The organism is Mesorhizobium sp. B2-4-15 (assembly GCF_006658505.1).
Lineage (GTDB): Bacteria > Pseudomonadota > Alphaproteobacteria > Rhizobiales > Rhizobiaceae > Mesorhizobium.
Genome location: NZ_VFUZ01000043.1, coordinates 1 through 18,614 on the forward strand (window position 1 = coordinate 1; position 18,614 = coordinate 18,614).

Below are 18,614 nucleotides of genomic sequence, written 5' to 3' on the forward strand. Positions count from 1 at the left end.
TTGCGGCCTCCAAGTCGCTGGCAATCCTTCGCCGTCGGCGCTGCCCCTCACTGTCCTGCCGGACATCTCTCCCCGTAAAACGGGGAGAGAGGGGCTGGCCGCAACGACGGCGCCTTCCTGCAACGCTGAAGATTGGCGAAATCGCCGATGAGAGCGCCCCTCTCCCCGTCCCTACGGGGAGAGGATGCCGGCAGGCAGGTGAGGGGCAGCGCCGACGGAGACCGTTTTCGACAGGCCCAGGACGCGGTAGAACTATTTTCGCGCTTTCGACTTGTTCAAGGCGACGGCGGCGCGCACCAGCGCCTTCAGCGCGTCCTCGTTGATCTCCTCGCCTTGCTGGAAGTCGATGGCGCGCCGCGTGTTGCCTTCGAGGCTGGAGTTGAACAGCCGCGAGGGGTCGGGCAGCGCCGCGCCCTTGGCGAAGGTCAGCTTGACGACGCTCTTGTAGGTCTCGCCCGTGCAGATCATGCCGTCATGTTCCCACACCGGAACACCGCGCCATTTCCATGTCTCGACCACGTCGGGGTCGGTCTGCCGGATCAGGGCGCGCAGCCGCCCCAGCATCTCGCCGCGCCAGTCGCCGAGTTCCTTGATCCTGCCGTCGATCAGTTCGGAGGCGGATTTGCTCTCCTGCGATCCCGTGGTCGTCATGCCGTTTCTCCTTTGCGCCTAAATAAGTAGAACGCTCACATGCGCTCGCCAGGCAGTTGGCTGGCCTGCTTCACCCAGGCGCTGAACTGGGCCTCGTCGAGCGGGTCGTCCTCATGGATGTTGAGGTAGCGCGTGTCCCGGCTCCTGGATTCGCCCGGCGGCACCGGATCAAGCGACTGACCGCGGAAGAAGGCAACCTTGATGTATTTGGTGAAGCAATGGATGCCGAGGAACCAGCCATCGCCTTCGATGCCGTAGAGCGGCGAATTCCATTTCACCGCTTTGTTCACGCCGGGCACGGCGCGCTCGATGAGCACGTCGAGACGTTGGCCCATCTCGCGCTTCCAGCCGGGCATGGCCGCGATATAGGCCTGCACGGGAGCTTCGCCATAGCCCTTGGCGATCTGCGGATTGCCGCCGGAAAGCAGCTTCGGCTGAGCTTCGTCGGCGGGGTTGATCGACTTAGGTTTGGTTGACGGGGCCATACCCTTCCACTCCTATCCGGTGGCCCGCTGCGCGCCGCGCGTCCTCGCAACATAGGGCAGCACGAACATATAGAGGCCGCTGAACAGCAAAAGAAAGAGCGGCGGGAGTGGCGAATAGACCACCCAGGCCGGCGGCTGCCCAAAGGCCATGGTTACGAAGTTGGCGGCGACGGTTGCCGTGAAGATGATCGACAGCCAGCGATGCGTCCGCCTGATCCATTTGCTCCAGTCCAAGATGACCTCCTTTGGAAATGGGCTGAAATCGGCCGCTGCTACCAACGCGCCAGCTGGGTGATCTGAACGAGGTTGCCGCAGCCGTCGTCGAGCTGGGCGATGGTCGAGCCGGTCACCTCGGTCGGCGGCATCTTGAAACTGGCGCCGCGCGCCGCGATGCGCTCGCAGTCGCCCTTGACGTCGTCGGTGAAGAACATGACCGCCGGCTGGCCCTGCTGAAACATCGCCTGCTGGTAGGCCTTTGCCGCCGGATTGTCGTTGAGCGCCAGCTGCAGTTCGGTGCCTTCGGGCTCGTCCGGCGAGACGACCGTCAGCCAGCGGAACGGCCCGTTGCTGAAATCGGCCTTCTTGGTCAGGCCGAGCACGCTGGTGTAGAAGGCAAGCGCCTTTTCCTGGTCGTCCACATAGATGCTGGTCAGTTTGAGCTTCATCGGAATCCTCCATAGGTTTTGCTGGCGGCGGGCCGCCCTGTTTCGTCCGGTGGTTGCGTTCAATCGGCCGGCGGACGTCAGTCCGTCCGGTCCAGAAGTTGTTCCAGCTTATCGAGAAACTGTGGCCAGCCAGTTCTGGCGCCGCCATAGGCCCGCCTTTGATCGGGCCGGAATCCGGACTGCTCCATGCGCAGATGCGTTCCGGTTGGTGTCGGCGTAAGCGTGAAGGTCACCACGCTCCTGAGATCGAAGGCCGGATCCTGATGCGTGAGGTTCCAGGTGTAGGACAGCGTCTTGTTCGGCTCGGCGGCCAGCACCTCGCAGTCCAGCACGCCGCCCCAATCGGCGCTGATGTTGAAGCGATGGCCGACAGCTGGCTTGAAATCATTCTTCATAAGCCACTCCTCGATCAGGTGCGGTTGCGTCAGCGCGCGCCAGAGCTTTTCGGGCGGATGGGAAATCTGGCGTTCGACGACGACTGTGCGGTTTTCCCTGGCACTATCGTTCACTGGTCCATCCTCTTGAGCAAATCTTCCAGGTCGTCGAACCGGCTCTCCCAGAACCCCGCCATCTCGCGTGTCCAGTCCATCAGCGGCGCCAGCGCCCCAAGCTGCGCGCTGTAATGCGTCTGGCGGCCTTCGTGGCGGTCGCGCACCAGCCCGGCCTGCTTCAGCACGCCGAGATGTTTCGACACCGCAGGCTGTGAGACGCCGGACTGCGTCGTCAGCGCCCCAACTGTCTGTTCTCCTTGCCGGCACAGCCGTTCGAAGATCGCCCGCCTTGTCGGGTCGGCGAGCGTCCTGAAGAGCATGTCGTGGGCGTCCTGCATTTGCGATCGATAACCCGCTGGCTATTGGTTAACGTATAACCGCAGGGATATATGTTCGTCAAGGGGTAGACTGGAGCGGTGCGCCACGCTGTGCACCTCGATCGTCGAGGGCCGCTATGGCGACATCTCGGGACTTCGCCTGCTGACAGGCGACATCATGGAGATCAGCCGAAGCCTCTCAAAGTTGTCATCCCTGGGCGAAGCAGGAGCGAAGTGATTGATGTTTCCGCCAATCGCCAAGGCAGGCGATCCGTCGCTAGATGGCGCCGTGCGTGCGGCCGATCTCTTCGGCCACCAGTTCCTGCAACTGCCACAGATTGCGGTCGCGTATGCCGCAGGCATCGAGATGGCGGATCGTCTCGAACAGATATTCGGCGCCCGAGCCCCAGTGGCCGACGGCCCTGGCGAGCGTCGCCGCGACCGCGGGCTTATCGAGCTTGCCGGCATAACGCGGATTGGCGGGATCGACGACGAAGCCGAGCGCCCGGCCTGCCCCACCATCGGTCGTGACCTGCAGCCAGCGCGGCACGTTGACGGCGGGCAGGATGGTCATCTCGCGCCGCAGCAGCGCCTCCAGATTGGCGGCAATTGGCTCGGCGATCTCGAACACCATGCCCTGGCACTGGCCGCCACGGTCGAGCGCCATCATCAGGCCAGGTTGCTCGAGCGTGCCGCGAAAGCGCTGCACCGTGAAGCAGAACGATCGGTGCCAGCCTCTCGCCACCGCCCGTTCGCCACCCCTGACCTCGCCGGCCGGCTTCCACAGCAGCGAGCCATAGGCGAACAGCTTCAGCGGCCCCGGTGGCGCGCTGGCCAGGATCTCGTCGCGAAACCGCGCATAATCGGCGTCGCGCATATAGACCATGCCCGGTGTCGGCCCGGCATCCTCGACCACGCGCAAGGTGCGCGCCACCAGCGCCTCGGTCAGCGCCATCGGTGCCTTGCGCGGTACGGACTTGCGCGGTGCGGTGGAAATGGCCTTGCTCATTCTTGCGCTCCCAGCCTTGCCGCCATGTTGCCGAAGGCTGGGGGATTCTCAAGAGGGCCGTGCGGCCAGTGGCGAAATCCGCCGGCTGATGCCGGACGTGCGCGTCGCGCCCGCCCGGCTGGGTCTGCTCTAGTGCTTGGTGCTCTTGCCGCCGATGGGGATGCGCTTCGCCTTGCTCTGCGCCTTCTCGGACTTCGGCAAGCTCACGGACAGGACGCCGTTGCGGAAATCGGCCGCGATCTTGTCTTCCGCGACTTCGAAGCCGATCGGGATGCGACGTTCGAAGCGGCCATAGAACCGCTCGGACAACTGGCGATCCTTGTCGTCGGTTTCGGCGTGTTTTTCGCCCCGCAACGTCAGGACGCCGTCATCGAGCAGCACCTCGATGTCCTTCTCCTCCATGCCGGGTATCTCGGCTGTCACGCGGACCTCCTTGTCCGTTTCGGTGATTTCCATGCTGGGCCAACCGGTGCCGGCTAAAGAGAACCTGCCCATGGAGGGAAGCCGCGAATCGAAGTCGCGGAACATGTCGTCGACCAGGCGGCTCATCTCGCGATGCAGGCCCATGAACGGGTCCCGGTCGCCTTCGCGAAAGAGAGTCGGAGACTGGCTGGTGTCGCGGCTCCACGGCATGAGATCACGAATGGTCATAGCACTTTCTCCTTTCTTGATCCTGTGTCTGGTACGCTTGCATGCTCTGGCTGCCATGCTCCGGGGGACTTGCGCCGTCAGACGCAGGCATCGCTGCCAACCCCATTTGCGCTCGCTGTTTTCGCTCTGCCTTTGGTCCGATCCGCTCCACCTTTGGGAACGCCCTTGCCCGGTCGCGGCCCTCGCGAGGCGTCACCGCCTCCGGCACATGATGCCCGAGTTCGATGGTCAAAAGACCATCGCCCGACGCGCCGACGCCCACGAAGCGGGCGCGCGCGTACGCACCGGCCCCATCTGGCGCCGGCACGGTCGATCTGGGGTTCGTTGCGGTGAGGTCAAGACCTGGGAATGCAATGTGATCGTCGCCAGCGGCTGTCGGCGAAGGCGCGCCCGGCGAGACGATTCCAATGCCGTGGCCACGCGCCACAATCCGGTCGCGGGGCGGCTCGCGGCAGGGAACGATGTTGCCGGCAAACGGTTATAGTGCTGGCCGGAGGATGCCATGAACGATGCGTCGGCAAAACCCGCGGGCCCCGTCCTGTCATCGGCGGAGCGCGTGAACACGCTGTCGCATTTCCACCGCGCCGAGATCGCGCGCATGGCGGGATGGCGCGATCGGCTCGACAGGACGACCAACTGGGCGATCACCGTGGTGGCGGCAATGCTTTCCGTGTCGCTGTCGACGGCCAGCGCGCATCATGGCGTGCTGCTGTTCGCCATGCTGCTGATCCTGCTGCTTCTGTGGATCGAGGCACGCCGCTACCGGTTCTTCGACTTCTACCGATCTCGCGTGCGCCAGTTCGAACGTCACTATTTCGCGCAGATCTTCTCCCCGCAGCCCGATTTCGCCTCGGATTGGCTGCTCATCGTCGGCGAAGGCCTGCGCGCGCCGAAGTTCCTGCTGTCGCAGCGTGCCGCCTTGGTGCGTCGCCTGCGCCGGAATTATATCTACCTGTTCCTGATCCTGCTGCTGGCCTGGGTGCTGAAGATATCAACCCCCAGCCTTCAGGCCGCGGGCCCAAGGACCGGGCTTGTCGGCTCACTTCGCGAGGCCGTCGACGGCGCCGCTCTCGGCCCCATTCCCGGTGTCGCGATCGTGATCGTCGTGGCCGCATTCTATGCCAGCCTGTTCGCCATCGTCCTTTTCTCGGCCGCCGACGACGGCGAACTTACCTTTGGCGACGTCCACGTCTGACAACAGCGGCTGCAACGCAAATGCCGGCCACGCGTTGTGATGGTCAGTCCGCAGCGGCGTTTGAGGGAATCCATGAACCGGCAACCGGCAACGGCGTCACGCAGCGTTGTGGCCGCTGTCCTGCTGGCCATCCTCGCCCTGGCTCCGGCAAGCCGCGCCTTCGCCGCGCAGCCCGCCGGCCATGCCTCGGGCATGGGCGGCTCGGCCGAGGGACTGTTCGTCGCCGAGATCGTCCTTCTGCTTCTGGTCGGGCGCGGTCTCGGCGAAATCTTCCAGCGCTACCGCCAGCCGGCAATCATGGGCCAGTTGATCGGCGGCATCCTGCTCGGCCCATCGCTGTTCGGCTTGATATGGCCTGGCGCCCAGCACATGATCTTCTCCAGCGACCCCGCCCAGAAAAGCATGATCGACGCCGTCTCGCAGCTCGGCATCCTGCTGCTCCTGCTCTTGACCGGCATGGAGACGGATCTGCGCCTGGTGCGCCGGGTGGGTGCGGCCTGCTTCTCGATCTCGATCACCGGCGTCGTCGTGCCCTTCGTCTGCGGTTTCGCGCTGGCGCAAATCCTGCCTGGCTCCCTGCTGCCCGACCCGACGCAGCGCGTCGTCGCCGGGCTGTTCCTCGGCACCGCGCTATCGATCTCCTCGGTCAAGATCGTCGCCATGGTGGTGCGCGAGATGAACTTCATGCGCCGCAATCTCGGCCAGATCATCATCTCCTCGGCCATCATCGAGGACACGATCGGCTGGCTGATCATCGCCGTCACCTTCGGCATCGCCACCAATGGCAGCCTGCAGGTGCTGCCGCTTATCACCACGGTGGCCGAGGTGGCGCTGTTCATGGTGTTCTCCTTCACCATCGGCCGCCGTCTGGTGTTCACGCTGATCCGCTGGAGCAATGACTCTTTCCGCAGCGAATATGCGGTCATCACCGTCATCCTGATCATCATGGGCGTGATGGCCCTGATCACCAACCTGATCGGCGTCCACACGGTACTCGGCGCCTTCGTCGCCGGCATCCTGGTCGGAGAATCGCCGATCCTGTCCGACCACATCGAGAGCCAGCTGCGCGGTGTCATCACCGCGCTTTTCATGCCGGTCTTCTTCGGCATGGCCGGCCTGTCCGCCGACCTCACCGTGCTTGCCGACCCGACGCTGGCATTGCTGACATTGGCGCTGGTGGTGATCGCCAGCATCGGTAAATTCTCGGGCGCCTTCATCGGCGGCCGGCTCGCCGGCATGTCGCTGAAGGAGGCGACCGCCGTCGGCAGCGCCATGAACGCGCGCGGCTCGACCGAGGTCATCGTCGCCAGCATCGGCCTGTCGATGAACATCCTCTCCCACAATCTGTTCACGATGATCGTCACCATGGCCGTCATCACCACGCTGGCCATGCCGCCCATGCTGCGCTGGGCGCTCGGCCGCCTGCCCGTCGGCAATGCCGAGAAGCAGCGCGTCGACCGCGAACTGCTCGACGAACGCGGCTTCGTCTCCAAGCTGGAGCGGCTGCTGCTTTTGGTCGACGACAGCACGGTCGGCAAGTTCACCGCCTATCTGGCCGGGCTGGTCGGAGGCGGCAGCGGCATGCCGACCACGCTCCTCCACCTAGAGGGCGCGGAACTGCCCGGCCCTGCCCGCGAGAGAGGTCCGGAGCGGGCCTCGAACCAGGTCAAGAAGGGTGCCGCAAGGAGCGCCAGGGCCGTCAGCAAGGCCGAGGACACGCCCGTCGACAAGATGCATCTCACAGCCCGCACCGAGCTTGAAGCCACCACCGAGACGATCGCCGCGGAAGCCCGCAAGGGTTACGGCCTCCTGCTCGTCGGGCTGGAGAACGCGCTGACCGACAACGGCACCTTCAGCGGCACGCTGAACGACATCACCAGCGGTTTCGACGGCCCGCTGTGCCTGGTGCTGAACGGCGCCAAGGACACCGGCAAGATGCCGATGCTGCGCGCCGGCGCAACGGTCCTGGTCCCGGTCAACGGCACCGAAGTCGCGCGGCGCGCCGCCGATTTCGCCCTTGCTTTGGCGCGTCCGCACCGAGCCCGCGTAAAGGTCCTCTATGTCTCGCAGGCCCGCAAGGACAGCCGGCCAAGCTCGGTTTCGCACCGCCGCGAGGAAGCCGTGCTGAAGGACGTCGCCGATCTCGCCGACCGCTACGGCGTTACGGTCGACACCGCCATCCGCGCCCGCGCGACGCCCGACAGGGCCATCGCCAGGGAAGCGGCCAAGGGCGCCGCGATGGTGGTGATGGGTGTCACGCAACGGCCGGGCCAAGAGCTGTTCTTCGGCGACACCGCCACGGCGGTGCTGGCCGCCGTCGGCTGTCCGGTCGTGCTCCTGGCCAGCGAGCGCGTCAGGCGTAGCGAGGCCCAGGCCGAGGAGGCGAAAGCCGAGACCGGCGCCTGATCCGTCTTCGCCGCGATTGTAATCCTATATGCCGAAGAATTGCCTGCCGATCATGTAGCCAAGCGCCACCACGACCAGCGGAAACAGTGCCGGCGCAACCTTGCCCAGCATCGAGCTCTGCTGCTCTTTCGCCGGCGTGTAGAGTGCATTGCCGAGATTCTTGGTCATTGCGTACCCCCGCGAACCCATCCGTTTTTACGCATGTCGTTATCCCAAAACCGCTGAGCACTTTTGGGTTTAATGTATTAGAAGGCGCTTATTTACAGCATGGCCGAATTAACGAATTGCAAAGAAATTCGTTCGAATAGCCCTGCATTGCGCGGCGAGGCCTGTTCCAGCCGACTCTCCGCAATCGTGTCTATCCCCGCATAATGCGATAGACGGTTGCATCACCCTCCACACCTCGAAGAGGCGCATCGAAAGCCACGACACGATGGCCCGCAAGCATTTCGCTAACCCCGGGCGCGGAATGGAGCGCCTCGGAAATGCAGACCTGTCCGGCGTCCGCCAGGGACTGCACGCGCGCGGCGACATTCACGGTCTGGCCGAAATAGTCGAGGTTGTCGTTGAGCGTCACGGCGATCGAAGGTCCACAGTGGGCGCCGATCTTGAGGATGATCCCCGGCCCGTCATGATCGCTGTTGAAGCGATCGATTTCTTCAAAGATGTGGAGTGCGGCCGAAATCGCATCCGACGGCTGCGAGAATGCGGCCATCACGGCATCGCCAATCGTCTTGACCACCGCTCCGGAATGTTGCTGAACCGCCGCGTTGACCAGAGCGAAATGCTCGCGGACCAATGCATAGGCGTTGAGGTCGCCCAGGCGCTCATACATGGCGGTCGAACCCTTGAGGTCCGTGAACAGGAAGGTGATCTGCCGGATGCCGAGCCCCTCCTTCTCGTCGACACGTTCGGACCGGAAGAGCTGGCGGAAGGTTTGCCGCGCAAGCAGCGCTCCACCGGAAACGTAAGGCTCGAAATCGAGCGCCGGCTTGGTGGTCAGCGCGACGAGCTCGGGCGGCCAGTTGATGACAAGCAACGAACCGCGTACTGGCCCTCTGTTCGCGACCTCGATGACAATCGGACCAGGTGGCACGGCGGGCAGCGCCGGCAAGAAGCGTTTGCCGTCATAATCGACCTTCAGAAGTGTCGGCGCCAACGCCGGATCGCCTGATATCGGCACGGCGAACGCGGCCTGCGTCCGCACGTTGACGCCCGCGATGGCGCCGGGTCCCAGGTCGGCGCGGAGCACCGTGGTGGTGCCGGGCGGCAGAAACGTCATGCCCCGGACGAAGCCGCGCAGAACGTCGAGAAAGCGAACGCCTTGCCCTGGTAGCCGCCCGTCATGTCCGAAGTGGAGCTTCCAGTGGAAATCCTCGACGGGCAGCGTCTCGGGATCGTGGTACGGCAGGCGCCGTAACTTTGGCGATACCGAGAAGGTGACCTCGATGAAGTCGTCGAGGTCGGTGTCGCCCGATACGTCGCACAGGCCACAGACGTAGTGGGTCTTCAGCGTGCGCAGGGCGCCGAAACTGTCGAGCACCATCCCGGACTGGGGACAGAGCACATCCCAGCTCATGTCGAACAAGCCACAGCGGGCGGCATGAAGGAAGAGGTCGATTGCTTCGGGCTCGGCGATTGCGCGGTCGCGCGCAAAGCTCCGCGGATTGATCCGATAGAGAGAGTGGTCGTCGGCGTCCCTGATCAGGGTCTCGAATTTCGAGATGACGCGTGGGCTCCAGGCTCGCGCCTGCTCCACCTTGGTCATCTTGCTTTCAAGAAGACGATCGTTGATTGCCGTCACGCCGGATCCTCAACCTTGTCTCGCGACAGCCTACTAAAAAACCGGCGCGATGCGAATGGATGAATTGCTTTGTTGTACGACAGTCTGTCCAGGAGCTTCAGAACGGCGGGCGGCGCACTGGAGCAGACGCCGTTCTTGAGCTGGCACATTCGCTCTGATGCGCTGCCCGGGCCGCGCTCGCTGAGAATTCCCAGGTGTCGGTCACGTTGCTGTGAAGCTGTAACAGCCAGTCGCCGCGGGGCGTACAATGATTTGTTATGGCGAGGCCAGCGACGGGATCGGGCCTGTCGCCCATGGCAAGTGTTTGGGATCGAGCCGGAGGAGAAAGCCGATGCTGAAGCGCAACAAGGAGACCCAGCCTGACCAGGAGAAACTGGAGGCGCTGCTTGGAAGGATGGTCGGCGATCTGGGCGCCATCACCACCGGAGCTGCGGTGCTGCTGGGCGACAGGCTCGGCTTGTTCGCGGCCATGAGCGGAGGCGGCGAGATCACCGCCGGACAGCTTGCCAAAAAGACCGGCACGCAGGAGCGGCTGGTCCGCGAATGGCTGTCGGCGCAGGCGGCGGCCGGCTATGTCGAATATGACGAGGCCGGCGACAGTTTCTACCTCAGCCCCGAGCAGGAGCAGGTTTTCGTCAACGAGGACAGCCCCGCCTTCATGGCCGGCGCGTTCGAGGCCGTCTCGGCGCTGTGGCTCGACGAGGAGAAAGTGCGGGAGGCCTTTCGCTCCGGCAAGGGGCTGGCCTGGCACGACCACAGCGCCTGCCTGTTTCGCGGCACCGAACGCTTCTTCCGGCCAGGCTACAACGCCAATCTGATCGGCTCCTGGCTGCCGGCGCTCGACGGCGTTGTCGAGAGGCTGGAGAGCGGCATGGACGTCGCCGATGTCGGCTGCGGCCACGGCGCCTCGACGGTGCTGATGGCCAGGGCCTTCCCGAACTCGCGCTTCACCGGCTTCGACTATCACGCCCCGTCGATCGAGCGCGCCCGTGCCGCCGCGAAGGAGGCCGGCGTTGCCGGCAACACCCGCTTCGAGGTTGCGGCGGCCAAGGATTTCCCAGGCACCTACGATCTCGTCGCATTCTTCGACTGCCTGCACGACATGGGCGATCCGGAGGGGGCTGCCAGGCATGTGCACAAGGCGCTCAAGGCGGACGGTACCTGGATAATCGTGGAGCCCCTCGCCCACGACCAGCTCTCGGCCAACCTCAACCCGGTCGGCCGCATCTATTATGCCGCCTCGACCTTCATCTGCACGCCGGCCTCGCTGTCCCAGGAAGTCGGATTGGGGCTCGGCGCCCAGGCCGGCGAGGCGAGGCTGCGCAAGGTTGTGTCGGGTGGCGGGTTCAAGCGGTTCCGCCGCGCCACCGAAACCCCGTTCAACATGGTGCTCGAGGCACGCCCGTGAGGCCGGCCGGGCAAGGGAGGTCGCGGCCATGTCAAGAAACGCCTACGCCGACAGCGTCGGCTCGGTGTTGGGCTCCAGCGCCTCTTCCGCCTCGTGATCCTCGCCGAGAATATCGCCGTGCACCACCAGCGGCCGGCCTATCCAGATCGGATCGACCAGATGGTCGCGCTTGGGGTTGGTCGTGTTCGGGTGGATGAGGATGCTCAAGCCCCGATGGTTCAGCATCAGCCACGGAACGAGCGAGGCGAAAACCTCGTTGGCGAAGGAGACCTGGTACATCGCCTGGTCATGCGGGCCGACTTGCCCGTCATGCCAGTTGCCCAGGCGGACGCGGAAACGTTCCCCGATGCGAAGACGCAGCCATTCGGCATGCTGCCGCTCGGTTTGCCCGTCATAGTAGATATGGGCGTGATAGCTGGCAATCTCGGCGAGCGGTCTTGGACTGGCGGCGTCTTCGTTCACGTCAATCTTCTCCCTTGGTGTTCGCGGCGCTCGGCGGAACTATACCCCAAGCACGACGCCGGAGCCTGCCTTACCTGTCTTGCCGCAAATACCTCTCGATATCGTGTATGGCCGCCACCTGGGACTTACCCTATCAAGTAGCCAGCATTTGCCCATTCAGAGTTCCTGGACAGCTATGTCCGGGAAAGAAATGTCGTCGACACATTGCTGGGAGGTAATGGGGGATTCGACAGGCACTCCGGAAGCCGCCAGTGATCCCTGAGGATTTCGGGCGCGACAGTCGGTGCCTGAGGATGAGAGCGTTCCAGGGCGGCGCAAAGGCGCGCTGAACGGGCGGCGTCCGGCTCCATCATCTTCAATCCTGCAATCAACGCGGACCACTGAGCGGGGCTGGTCGAATGTCGTTTGTTGTATTTGCACTCGTCATCGCCTTCATTCTTTGGCGGCGGCTGGGCAAGAGCAGGCGCCCGGCAAGAGCCTTGCAATCCGACGCCGGCGGCCCCGCTTCGCCATTGCTGGACCTTGCCGGCGACGCTCAGGGTGAGGCAATGCAAGCCGACATTGCCGGACTGGTCTCGAACTTCCTAGGCCAGAACGGCCAGGAGTTGATCGGGCAGGCTGTCAGCCGCGCCATTCGGGAGACCAAGGCCGGGACCGGCGTCCGCCAGGGGTCAGCTGGGGCGATGGAGCCGGTCAGGAAGACGGTTGCGCCGACGAGGACGGCATCGCCGGCGCGCGACAAGCGGCGGGCGAAGTACCTGCTCGATGGTGATGCCGGCCATCGCCAGCGCACTGACCGAACCGCCCGGCTTCAGCAGTCATTCAGGGGCAAGGGCCTCTGTTCGCCACGCTAGGCGCGCCGCGAGGATCTGGGCACGCGCTCCGCGCGCCCCTACAAGGAGGGGAGTTGAAATGGCGATCACCAGGCAGGTAATCACGTCGCTGCAGCGCGATGGCACGGACGCGCTCGGCACCAGGACCGTGGCGATGAAGATCGTCGACGAGAGTATCGTTTCCGGCTCGCTGCTGACCGTCGAAAGCAACCATTTCTGCGTCCTGAAGTCGCGCGGCGCGGTGCTCAACGTCTACGAGACCGGCCAGTACCAGCTCCAGACCCCGACAAACCGTTGATCGGATCGGTCGTCCAGGGTTTCTTCGGCGGTTCGTCGCCCTGGGTCTACGAGGTCATCTACATCAACCGTTCCAAGCTCCTGGTGCGCAATGAGGGCATCGCGACCAGCGCCGAGATGGCGGAGATGTCCTATGTCGTCGACTACTACATCCATATCGACAGCAAGCAGGAAGCGCTCGATCTCATCACCCACATGCCTTTCGCGGGCGCGGTGATCGATACCAAGGAAATCGCCGACTACGCCGGACCCGCCATCGAGCAGGCGATCAACCAGATCATCCAGGTCACCAAGATGGAGCACATCAACGAACGCATCAGCGATGTCCGCGAGGCGGTGAAGCTGCACCTCACCGATTTCCTCAAGGTCTACGGCATCATGCTCAACGACCTCAAGGTGCTGATCATGCCGCGCGACGAGCGCATGCGCGAACTGATCTCGCTGCAGGCGATCGGCTTGAGCCCGATCGAGGCGGTGCGCTACTACCTTGCCTTGCGCATGGCGGACAAAGGCCTGGTTTCCGCGCCCAACGCCGCCGCCGGCGTGCCCTTCAATATTGGCGGCCAGCCCACGGGCTTCTATCCGCTTGGCGATGAGGTGGGCGCGACAAGATGAGCCGCTTCTACGAGGTCGGACCGCTCGCCAAGGTCGGGATCAACCTGTTCTACGGCTATGGCTACAATTTCTACCGCCTGGAAAACCAGCTCCGCGCGGACGACCAGCGGGTGCGCCAGATGGCGTGCTCGCTGCTGGCGCGCGCCCGGGCGGCGATCGACGGGGCGGAGGCGCGGTACCGCCGCGAGAACATCCAGCCGCCCTCGCGAGCCAATCCGTTCCCCGATCCCGGCATCGTCGCCAACGCCCAGGCGCTCGAGCGGCTGGGCCGCGAGGTCGGCGCGCTCGAAGGGCAGATCCGCCACCAGCCGGTGCCGGAGAATGACCGCATGACCCAGCGCTACCGGTTGGAAGCCGCAACGCTCGCCGCCCTGGCGGAGAAGGACGCGGTGCTCGTCGGCCAGGCGGATCTGTTGCGATCGATCGTCGAAGGTGCCGGCGGCGATGCGATCCTCGCCAACCGGCACGAGATCGAGGACGGCATCGCCGCCATCACGGCGACGTTGCGCGACCGACAATCGTTCTTGTCGTGAAGTAGGAAAACCGCCCCTATCTCAGCGAAATGCTCATCCCGCTGAGATCGGCGTTGACCTGCAGCCCGACCTGCCTGCCTGTGAGTTCGAGCTGGGCGCCCTTGTCATTGGACATGACGATCACCTGGGCGCCTTTGCCCACCGCGCCGCCGCCGCCCGCCGCGCCGTAGACCCCGGCCACGTCGCGGGCGCGCCTGATGTGGCGCACGGTGCCCTGGAAATAGGTCTTGGACACGCCGAAGGCGAGACCGCCCGAGACACCGCCGATCGAGATGGGATAGCGGCGGCCATGGAAGGTCAGCGTGCCTTCGCCTCCGGAGCCACCGACGAAAAAGGCCGCCTTGTAGACGGAGAAGCGGATGGTGCCGGTGTCGGCATGCGCGGCGCTGGCAAAGCCCACGCCCGCAACAGCTATCGCGGCAACCGCGACGGAACGAACCCTGGACGAAATGTTCATGATGAAGCTCCTCAAGATCGCCGCTTATCCAGTCGGCCGGCACGTCAGCATCAAAGTCAAGGCTAAACAGTCTGGCCCGCCATTGGTTCCAGCAAGCGCCCGAATCCGGCTTTGGCCCGAATGCGGCTTGGGAAGACCGCCGCGAACGAGGCGGCCGTAACCATTTGGCCTGCAAAATGCCAAGCTGGCGACGCTTCCCGAGCAGTCAGTGGCCCGTCGAGATGGCAGCCCTCGGCCAATGCCCGCGGCCGATTGATAGTTGCCAACGCCGGCTGGCACCGCCCGCCCGGTTCAACGGCGCCGTAGCACCAGGAGATAGAAGACGCCGAACACGCAGACGATCGCGATGTTCACGGCCAGCCGTTCCCAGAAGCGGCCTCTGAGGAACAGAAAATCGGCGCCGACGATGACGACCACCATGGCCACGACGTAAAGCGCGGTTGCCGTACGGCTCATTGCTGCGCGGCCTCCTTGTCCCGGACCACCGGCCGGAACAATAGCGCGTCCGGAAGGCTCCGCACATCCGGCTTGCTGCCCGGCAAATTCTCGGTCTCGCCACCTGTCGCCCCCGGGAATGGCGTGTCGTCTGCCTTTATTCGAGAAATGCACCGTAAACCGCTGAAATCCTTAACACGATTTTCATTCCACTGCCCTACCACCATGCCATGGCAAGGCATTACGAGCGATGGTTTGCTGGCCCCACTCCCCAGGGGCAGAGCGAAGCCGTGGCAACGGGGATCCTCCGCGATCAGTTCGCTGATCTAAGGAAAGGGATCTTCATTTCCATGCCTGTCGGCATGGTGCTGTCGGCCCTGATCCTGGCTGTGCAGATGCTTTCTGGCGGCGGTCTGGCGGCGGTGCTGTGGTTTGCGGCGATCAGCATCATCAACTGCGCGCGCCTGGCGCTTGCCGCCGCCCAGCCCGACATTTCCGGGAGCGGGCCGAGGCCGGTCAGCGCCCGGCTTGCCCTCTACGGCGCATTGGCTCTGGTGTCCGGCATCGCATGGTCCTTCCTGGCCGTGCTGGCGCACGGCTACACCACGTCCCAGGCGCCGCTCTACCTGATCGTGCTTGCGGGCCTCTCGGCCGGCTCGGTCACCTACTCGGCGTCATACGCCCCGGCCGCGCTCAATTTCATGACGCTGCCGCTTCTGGCCGCCGCCGGATGCGTGCTGGCCAAAGGCGGCATCGAGAACAACGTCCTGGGCTTCACCATCCTGCTTTTCCTCGCCGGAATGGTCCGAAGCGCGCTGATCGGACAGGCCCGCTTCCGCGAGACCAGCCGTCTCAAATACGAGGCGAGGGAATTCGCCGCCGAGATGGAGCGCAATTCCAGGCGCGATCCGCTGACGAAATTGCTCAACCGGTATGGGCTTGAACAGGCGATCGGCCGGCTGGGGCTTTCCGATGGTCCGTTCGTGGCCATGCTGATCGACCTCGACGGCTTCAAATCCGTCAACGACACCTATGGCCACAACATCGGCGACAATCTGCTGGTCAAGGTCGCGCGCCGCATTGAGACCCATGCCCCGCAAGGCGCCACGATCGCGCGCATCGGCGGCGACGAATTCGTGCTGCTCTTCCCCGCCGGCCAATCCGCGCCCGCGACCGACGCGCTTGCCTCCACGCTCATCGCGGCGATCGCGCAACCCGATCCGGCGTTGAACTCGGTGCGTGTCGGCGCGTCGATCGGCATCTATGTTTCGGACAGGCCGCGCTTGACGGAAATGCTGCTGAAGGCCGATTTCGCCCTCTACGCGGCCAAGCGCAACGGCAGGAACGAACACCGTCTCTTCGATGCCGGGCTCGACCAGGCGCTCGAACGCAAGCATCACATCGAGCGCGATCTGCGCGGCGCCTGCGAGGCCGGCACGCTCTGCTCATGGTTCCAGCCGCTGGTGCGCCTCGACACCAATGCCGTCGTCGGGTTCGAAGCGCTGCTGCGCTGGCGGCACCCGATCCATGGGCCGATTTCGCCGCCCGAGATCGTCACCGCGGCGCGCGAGACCGGCCTGCTGCCGCTGCTGACGGAGACGGTGTTCCGCAATTGCTGCGCCATGATCGAGGAGCTGGTGAAAACCGGCCGCCGCGATGTCCGCGTCGCCATGAACCTGTCGCCGCGCGAGCTCGAGGCGGGCAATGTCGACGACATGATCCTGGACCTGTTGAAGGCGAGGAACGTGCCGGCGGCGATGCTGGAGATCGAGATCACCGAGGAAGCGCCGGTCGATCGCGACAGGGTCGACGAAAAGGTCGGCCGCCTCGCCGATGCCGGCATATCGATCGTGCTCGACGATTTCGGCACCGGCTTTTCGACGCTGGTCGCGCTGAAGGACAGCCGGATCCGCAAGATCAAGATCGACAAGCATTTCGTGCGCGACCTCGCCAAATCCGTGGAGGATCAGGCGCTGGTCAGGACGGTCGTCGATCTCGGCCGCGCGCTGGGCATAGAGGTCATGGCCGAGGGCGTCGAGACCGACGCCGACCGCCTGATCCTGCGCTCGCTCGACTGCATGGTGGCGCAAGGCTTTCTCTTCTCGCCGGCCCTGCCCGCGCCCGAGGCGCTGGCCTTCCAGGCAGCCCGCTCCAGCAATTCGCTCGCGCAAGCCCTCCTCGATCCGGCCTCCCGCCGCAAGCCCCAAAGCGGCAGCGCGGCCTGAGCGGCGGCGCGATAGGGCGAGGCCCGCAACTGTGCTCGCCGTTGAACGGCGGTGGCTTGAGGGCCGGTGTTGCCTGGCCCTCGCAAAGTCATGGCTATGGCAAAATGGATTCTTGCGAAGGGGACCCCCACCCTAACCCTCCCCACAAAGGGGAGGGAAGCTGCCGCGCGCACCCCTACTTCCTTCATTGACGTCCAAAACATGCACAATTTGCCACGGGTCAGCGTCAACGAGAGTCCCCCTCCCCCTTGTGGGGAGGGGTTGGGGTGGGGGTACTCGTAGGGCGAAAGCCTCGGCCTCCTATTGCGATTGCCCTGCCCCTTGTGGGGAAGATACTCGTAGGGCGAAAGCATCGGCCATAGGCGATTGCTTGCCCACAAATTAGAGGCCGCGACACTGAGAAAGCGCCCCACCCTATGCGGTTTGCCACCCGCTTGGTAGTTTGCCGACCCGCATTGGAAAATGACCGCATGAACACTCAAGCAATAGAAGCCGAGACGCTGCCCTATCTGTCCTCGGCGTATCTCGATAGCCTGGAGATCCCGACGTCTGAAATGGTCGACGAGATCGAACGCCAGATCGTCGGCCAGAGGCGCGGCGAAGTCTGGTGCGCGCCGAAGGCGGTCGTGCTGCCGGGCGACGACCGCTACATCATGGCGACGCTCGGCGTCGCCTCCAATCCGCCCGTGCTGGCCACCAAGTCGCTGGTGGTCAATCCCCGCAATGCCGGGCGCGACCTCCCCACGATCAACGCGCTGATCACGCTGCTCGACGCCGAGACCGGCCTGCCGCTCGCCCTGGTCGACGGCAATTGGGTGACGGAGAAACGCACGGCCGCCTTGAGCGCGGTCGCCGCCAGGCGCATGGCGGCAAGCGAGGCGTCATCCATCGCCTTCATCGGCTGCGGCGTGCAGGCGCGCGGCCACCTCGAAGCCTTCGCCGACCTCTTCCCCTTGCGCGAAATCCGCGCCTTCGGCCGCGGCACCGCCAACCGCGACGCGCTCTGCCAAATGGCACAGTCGCGCGGGCTGCGGGCCGTGCCATGCGACACCGCAAGGGCCGCGATCGAAGGCGCCGACATGGTGGTGACGTCGGTCCCCCTGGTGCCCAGACCCGCCCCCGTCCTCGACGCCAACTGGCTGAAGCCGGGCAGCTTCACCGTGATGACCGACCAGGCCCTGCCCTGGCTGCGACAGACCATGCCCCGCTTCGACCGCATCATCGTCGACGACCTGGAGCAGGAGAAAAGCATGCCCAACCCCATGATCGACCCCGCTTTGGTGGTGGGCGACTTGATGGGGTTGGTGTGCGGTGATTTTGCGGGAAGGCAGAGCGCGGGCGAGACGACGGCGTTCGTGTTCCGGGGGCTGGCTGTGGGGGATCTGGCGGTGGCGGCACTTGCATATGGCCGCGCCCAGGTGGCTCGGAGAGCGTAGGGCGGTTGCGGAGGACGCGAAGCGGCTTTGGGTCCGGCGTCGAGGGAAATCGAACGGCGCCGCATGGCTGCGCCTGCGGAACGTTTCCGCGTGCGCCTCTCGGAGACGCCGCGCTAATTTCGCGCTGGAACGCGCCTCTCTTAGGAGGCCTCTCTTAGGAGGCCTCTCTTAGGAGGCCTCTCTTAGGAGGCCTCTCTTAAGACATCGCCGTTGACGTCCGGCACTCCCTCCGGCGCAGA

General features: G+C 64.7%; 22 protein-coding genes. 9 read left to right on the top strand and 13 right to left on the bottom strand.

The genetic code is table 11. The annotated features are described in order from the left end of the window. Positions 1–252 precede the first annotated feature (252 nt). From FJ930_RS29025 to FJ930_RS29060, 8 genes are all read right to left on the bottom strand, one after another. Positions 253–651, bottom strand: a complete 399-nt coding sequence (locus FJ930_RS29025) for a DUF1801 domain-containing protein (RefSeq protein ID WP_141841055.1) — start codon at positions 649–651, stop codon at positions 253–255. 35 nt (positions 652–686) lie between these two features. After that, complete coding sequence (locus tag FJ930_RS29030) at positions 687–1,136, bottom strand: DUF1801 domain-containing protein (RefSeq protein WP_141841056.1); 450 nt, start codon at positions 1,134–1,136, stop codon at positions 687–689. A 12-nt stretch (positions 1,137–1,148) separates the two neighbouring features. Further along, on the bottom strand, positions 1,149–1,370 hold the full coding sequence (locus tag FJ930_RS29035; RefSeq protein WP_141841057.1) for a hypothetical protein: 222 nt from the start codon (positions 1,368–1,370) through the stop codon (positions 1,149–1,151). Positions 1,371–1,408: 38 nt separating this feature from the next. After that, positions 1,409–1,801 (bottom strand): VOC family protein, encoded by a 393-nt coding sequence (locus FJ930_RS29040; protein ID WP_140749686.1) that lies wholly within the window; start codon positions 1,799–1,801, stop codon positions 1,409–1,411. A 77-nt stretch (positions 1,802–1,878) separates the two neighbouring features. Then, positions 1,879–2,310, bottom strand: a complete 432-nt coding sequence (locus FJ930_RS29045; protein ID WP_140749683.1) for an SRPBCC domain-containing protein — start codon at positions 2,308–2,310, stop codon at positions 1,879–1,881. Further along, complete coding sequence (locus tag FJ930_RS29050; RefSeq protein WP_140749680.1) at positions 2,307–2,630, bottom strand: metalloregulator ArsR/SmtB family transcription factor; 324 nt, start codon at positions 2,628–2,630, stop codon at positions 2,307–2,309. The genes FJ930_RS29045 and FJ930_RS29050 overlap by 4 nt, the downstream gene beginning before the upstream one ends. A gap of 256 nt (positions 2,631–2,886) precedes the next feature. Then, positions 2,887–3,618 carry a gamma-glutamylcyclotransferase gene (locus FJ930_RS29055; protein ID WP_141841058.1) on the bottom strand — a complete coding sequence of 244 codons (732 nt, stop codon included), beginning with the start codon at positions 3,616–3,618 and terminating at the stop codon, positions 2,887–2,889. Between the two features lie 129 nt (positions 3,619–3,747). Continuing rightward, positions 3,748–4,269, bottom strand: a complete 522-nt coding sequence (locus FJ930_RS29060) for an Hsp20/alpha crystallin family protein (RefSeq protein WP_141841059.1) — start codon at positions 4,267–4,269, stop codon at positions 3,748–3,750. Positions 4,270–4,771: 502 nt separating this feature from the next. Here FJ930_RS29060 and FJ930_RS29065 point away from each other — a divergent pair. After that, positions 4,772–5,464, top strand: coding sequence for a DUF2270 domain-containing protein (locus FJ930_RS29065; RefSeq protein ID WP_140749671.1), 693 nt, complete (start codon positions 4,772–4,774; stop codon positions 5,462–5,464). 72 nt (positions 5,465–5,536) lie between these two features. Further along, positions 5,537–7,870 (top strand): cation:proton antiporter, encoded by a 2,334-nt coding sequence (locus FJ930_RS29070; protein WP_246677091.1) that lies wholly within the window; start codon positions 5,537–5,539, stop codon positions 7,868–7,870. 24 nt (positions 7,871–7,894) lie between these two features. On the opposite strand, the gene FJ930_RS29075 is transcribed toward FJ930_RS29070, so the two are convergent. Next, the gene (locus FJ930_RS29075) at positions 7,895–8,038 is read right to left on the bottom strand and encodes a hypothetical protein (protein WP_140611873.1); all 144 of its coding nucleotides are present in this window, start codon (positions 8,036–8,038) and stop codon (positions 7,895–7,897) included. A gap of 190 nt (positions 8,039–8,228) precedes the next feature. Then, on the bottom strand, positions 8,229–9,674 hold the full coding sequence (locus FJ930_RS29080; RefSeq protein ID WP_141841060.1) for an adenylate/guanylate cyclase domain-containing protein: 1,446 nt from the start codon (positions 9,672–9,674) through the stop codon (positions 8,229–8,231). A gap of 331 nt (positions 9,675–10,005) precedes the next feature. On the opposite strand from FJ930_RS29080, the gene FJ930_RS29085 reads away from it, so the two are divergent. Then, positions 10,006–11,082 (top strand): class I SAM-dependent methyltransferase, encoded by a 1,077-nt coding sequence (locus FJ930_RS29085; protein WP_141841061.1) that lies wholly within the window; start codon positions 10,006–10,008, stop codon positions 11,080–11,082. A 42-nt stretch (positions 11,083–11,124) separates the two neighbouring features. Here the strand turns inward: FJ930_RS29085 and FJ930_RS29090 are convergent, their stop codons facing one another. Then, the gene (locus FJ930_RS29090; RefSeq protein WP_141841062.1) at positions 11,125–11,544 is read right to left on the bottom strand and encodes a DOPA 4,5-dioxygenase family protein; all 420 of its coding nucleotides are present in this window, start codon (positions 11,542–11,544) and stop codon (positions 11,125–11,127) included. A 398-nt stretch (positions 11,545–11,942) separates the two neighbouring features. Here FJ930_RS29090 and FJ930_RS29095 point away from each other — a divergent pair, with 398 nt between their 5' ends. Genes FJ930_RS29095 through FJ930_RS29105 form a run of 4 tightly spaced genes read left to right on the top strand, consistent with a single transcriptional unit; the run spans position 11,943 to position 13,822 of the window. Then, entirely contained in the window at positions 11,943–12,398 is a 456-nt protein-coding gene (locus tag FJ930_RS29095) for a hypothetical protein (protein ID WP_141841063.1), read from the top strand. A gap of 58 nt (positions 12,399–12,456) precedes the next feature. Then, positions 12,457–12,675, top strand: a complete 219-nt coding sequence (locus FJ930_RS30255) for a hypothetical protein (protein ID WP_210245389.1) — start codon at positions 12,457–12,459, stop codon at positions 12,673–12,675. After that, positions 12,672–13,289, top strand: coding sequence for a hypothetical protein (locus FJ930_RS29100; protein WP_210245390.1), 618 nt, complete (start codon positions 12,672–12,674; stop codon positions 13,287–13,289). Before FJ930_RS30255 ends, FJ930_RS29100 begins: the two co-directional genes overlap by 4 nt. Further along, positions 13,286–13,822, top strand: a complete 537-nt coding sequence (locus FJ930_RS29105) for a hypothetical protein (protein WP_141841064.1) — start codon at positions 13,286–13,288, stop codon at positions 13,820–13,822. Before FJ930_RS29100 ends, FJ930_RS29105 begins: the two co-directional genes overlap by 4 nt. 16 nt (positions 13,823–13,838) lie before the next feature. Here FJ930_RS29105 and FJ930_RS29110 read toward each other — a convergent pair whose 3' ends face one another. Both FJ930_RS29110 and FJ930_RS30210 read right to left on the bottom strand, forming a co-directional pair. After that, positions 13,839–14,279, bottom strand: coding sequence for a hypothetical protein (locus tag FJ930_RS29110; RefSeq protein WP_140749647.1), 441 nt, complete (start codon positions 14,277–14,279; stop codon positions 13,839–13,841). Positions 14,280–14,570: 291 nt separating this feature from the next. Then, the gene (locus FJ930_RS30210) at positions 14,571–14,735 is read right to left on the bottom strand and encodes a hypothetical protein (RefSeq protein ID WP_181763505.1); all 165 of its coding nucleotides are present in this window, start codon (positions 14,733–14,735) and stop codon (positions 14,571–14,573) included. Between the two features lie 329 nt (positions 14,736–15,064). On the opposite strand from FJ930_RS30210, the gene FJ930_RS29115 reads away from it, so the two are divergent. Both FJ930_RS29115 and FJ930_RS29120 read left to right on the top strand, forming a co-directional pair. Next, entirely contained in the window at positions 15,065–16,939 is a 1,875-nt protein-coding gene (locus tag FJ930_RS29115; protein WP_246677092.1) for an EAL domain-containing protein, read from the top strand. Between the two features lie 470 nt (positions 16,940–17,409). Beyond that, positions 17,410–18,375, top strand: coding sequence for an ornithine cyclodeaminase family protein (locus FJ930_RS29120; RefSeq protein WP_141841066.1), 966 nt, complete (start codon positions 17,410–17,412; stop codon positions 18,373–18,375). Positions 18,376–18,614: the final 239 nt, after the last annotated feature.

Coding starts and splice junctions, on each gene's coding strand:
- FJ930_RS29025 (WP_141841055.1), bottom strand. CDS start 651: ATGACGACCACGGGATCGCAGGAGAGCAAATCCGCCTCCGAACTGATC.
- FJ930_RS30210 (WP_181763505.1), bottom strand. CDS start 14,735: ATGAGCCGTACGGCAACCGCGCTTTACGTCGTGGCCATGGTGGTCGTC.
- FJ930_RS29115 (WP_246677092.1), top strand. CDS start 15,065: ATGCCTGTCGGCATGGTGCTGTCGGCCCTGATCCTGGCTGTGCAGATG.
- FJ930_RS29065 (WP_140749671.1), top strand. CDS start 4,772: ATGAACGATGCGTCGGCAAAACCCGCGGGCCCCGTCCTGTCATCGGCG.
- FJ930_RS29060 (WP_141841059.1), bottom strand. CDS start 4,269: ATGACCATTCGTGATCTCATGCCGTGGAGCCGCGACACCAGCCAGTCT.
- FJ930_RS29105 (WP_141841064.1), top strand. CDS start 13,286: ATGAGCCGCTTCTACGAGGTCGGACCGCTCGCCAAGGTCGGGATCAAC.
- FJ930_RS29030 (WP_141841056.1), bottom strand. CDS start 1,136: ATGGCCCCGTCAACCAAACCTAAGTCGATCAACCCCGCCGACGAAGCT.
- FJ930_RS29075 (WP_140611873.1), bottom strand. CDS start 8,038: ATGACCAAGAATCTCGGCAATGCACTCTACACGCCGGCGAAAGAGCAG.
- FJ930_RS29095 (WP_141841063.1), top strand. CDS start 11,943: ATGTCGTTTGTTGTATTTGCACTCGTCATCGCCTTCATTCTTTGGCGG.
- FJ930_RS30255 (WP_210245389.1), top strand. CDS start 12,457: ATGGCGATCACCAGGCAGGTAATCACGTCGCTGCAGCGCGATGGCACG.
- FJ930_RS29120 (WP_141841066.1), top strand. CDS start 17,410: ATGAACACTCAAGCAATAGAAGCCGAGACGCTGCCCTATCTGTCCTCG.
- FJ930_RS29040 (WP_140749686.1), bottom strand. CDS start 1,801: ATGAAGCTCAAACTGACCAGCATCTATGTGGACGACCAGGAAAAGGCG.
- FJ930_RS29070 (WP_246677091.1), top strand. CDS start 5,537: ATGAACCGGCAACCGGCAACGGCGTCACGCAGCGTTGTGGCCGCTGTC.
- FJ930_RS29055 (WP_141841058.1), bottom strand. CDS start 3,618: ATGAGCAAGGCCATTTCCACCGCACCGCGCAAGTCCGTACCGCGCAAG.
- FJ930_RS29110 (WP_140749647.1), bottom strand. CDS start 14,279: ATGAACATTTCGTCCAGGGTTCGTTCCGTCGCGGTTGCCGCGATAGCT.
- FJ930_RS29085 (WP_141841061.1), top strand. CDS start 10,006: ATGCTGAAGCGCAACAAGGAGACCCAGCCTGACCAGGAGAAACTGGAG.
- FJ930_RS29050 (WP_140749680.1), bottom strand. CDS start 2,630: ATGCAGGACGCCCACGACATGCTCTTCAGGACGCTCGCCGACCCGACA.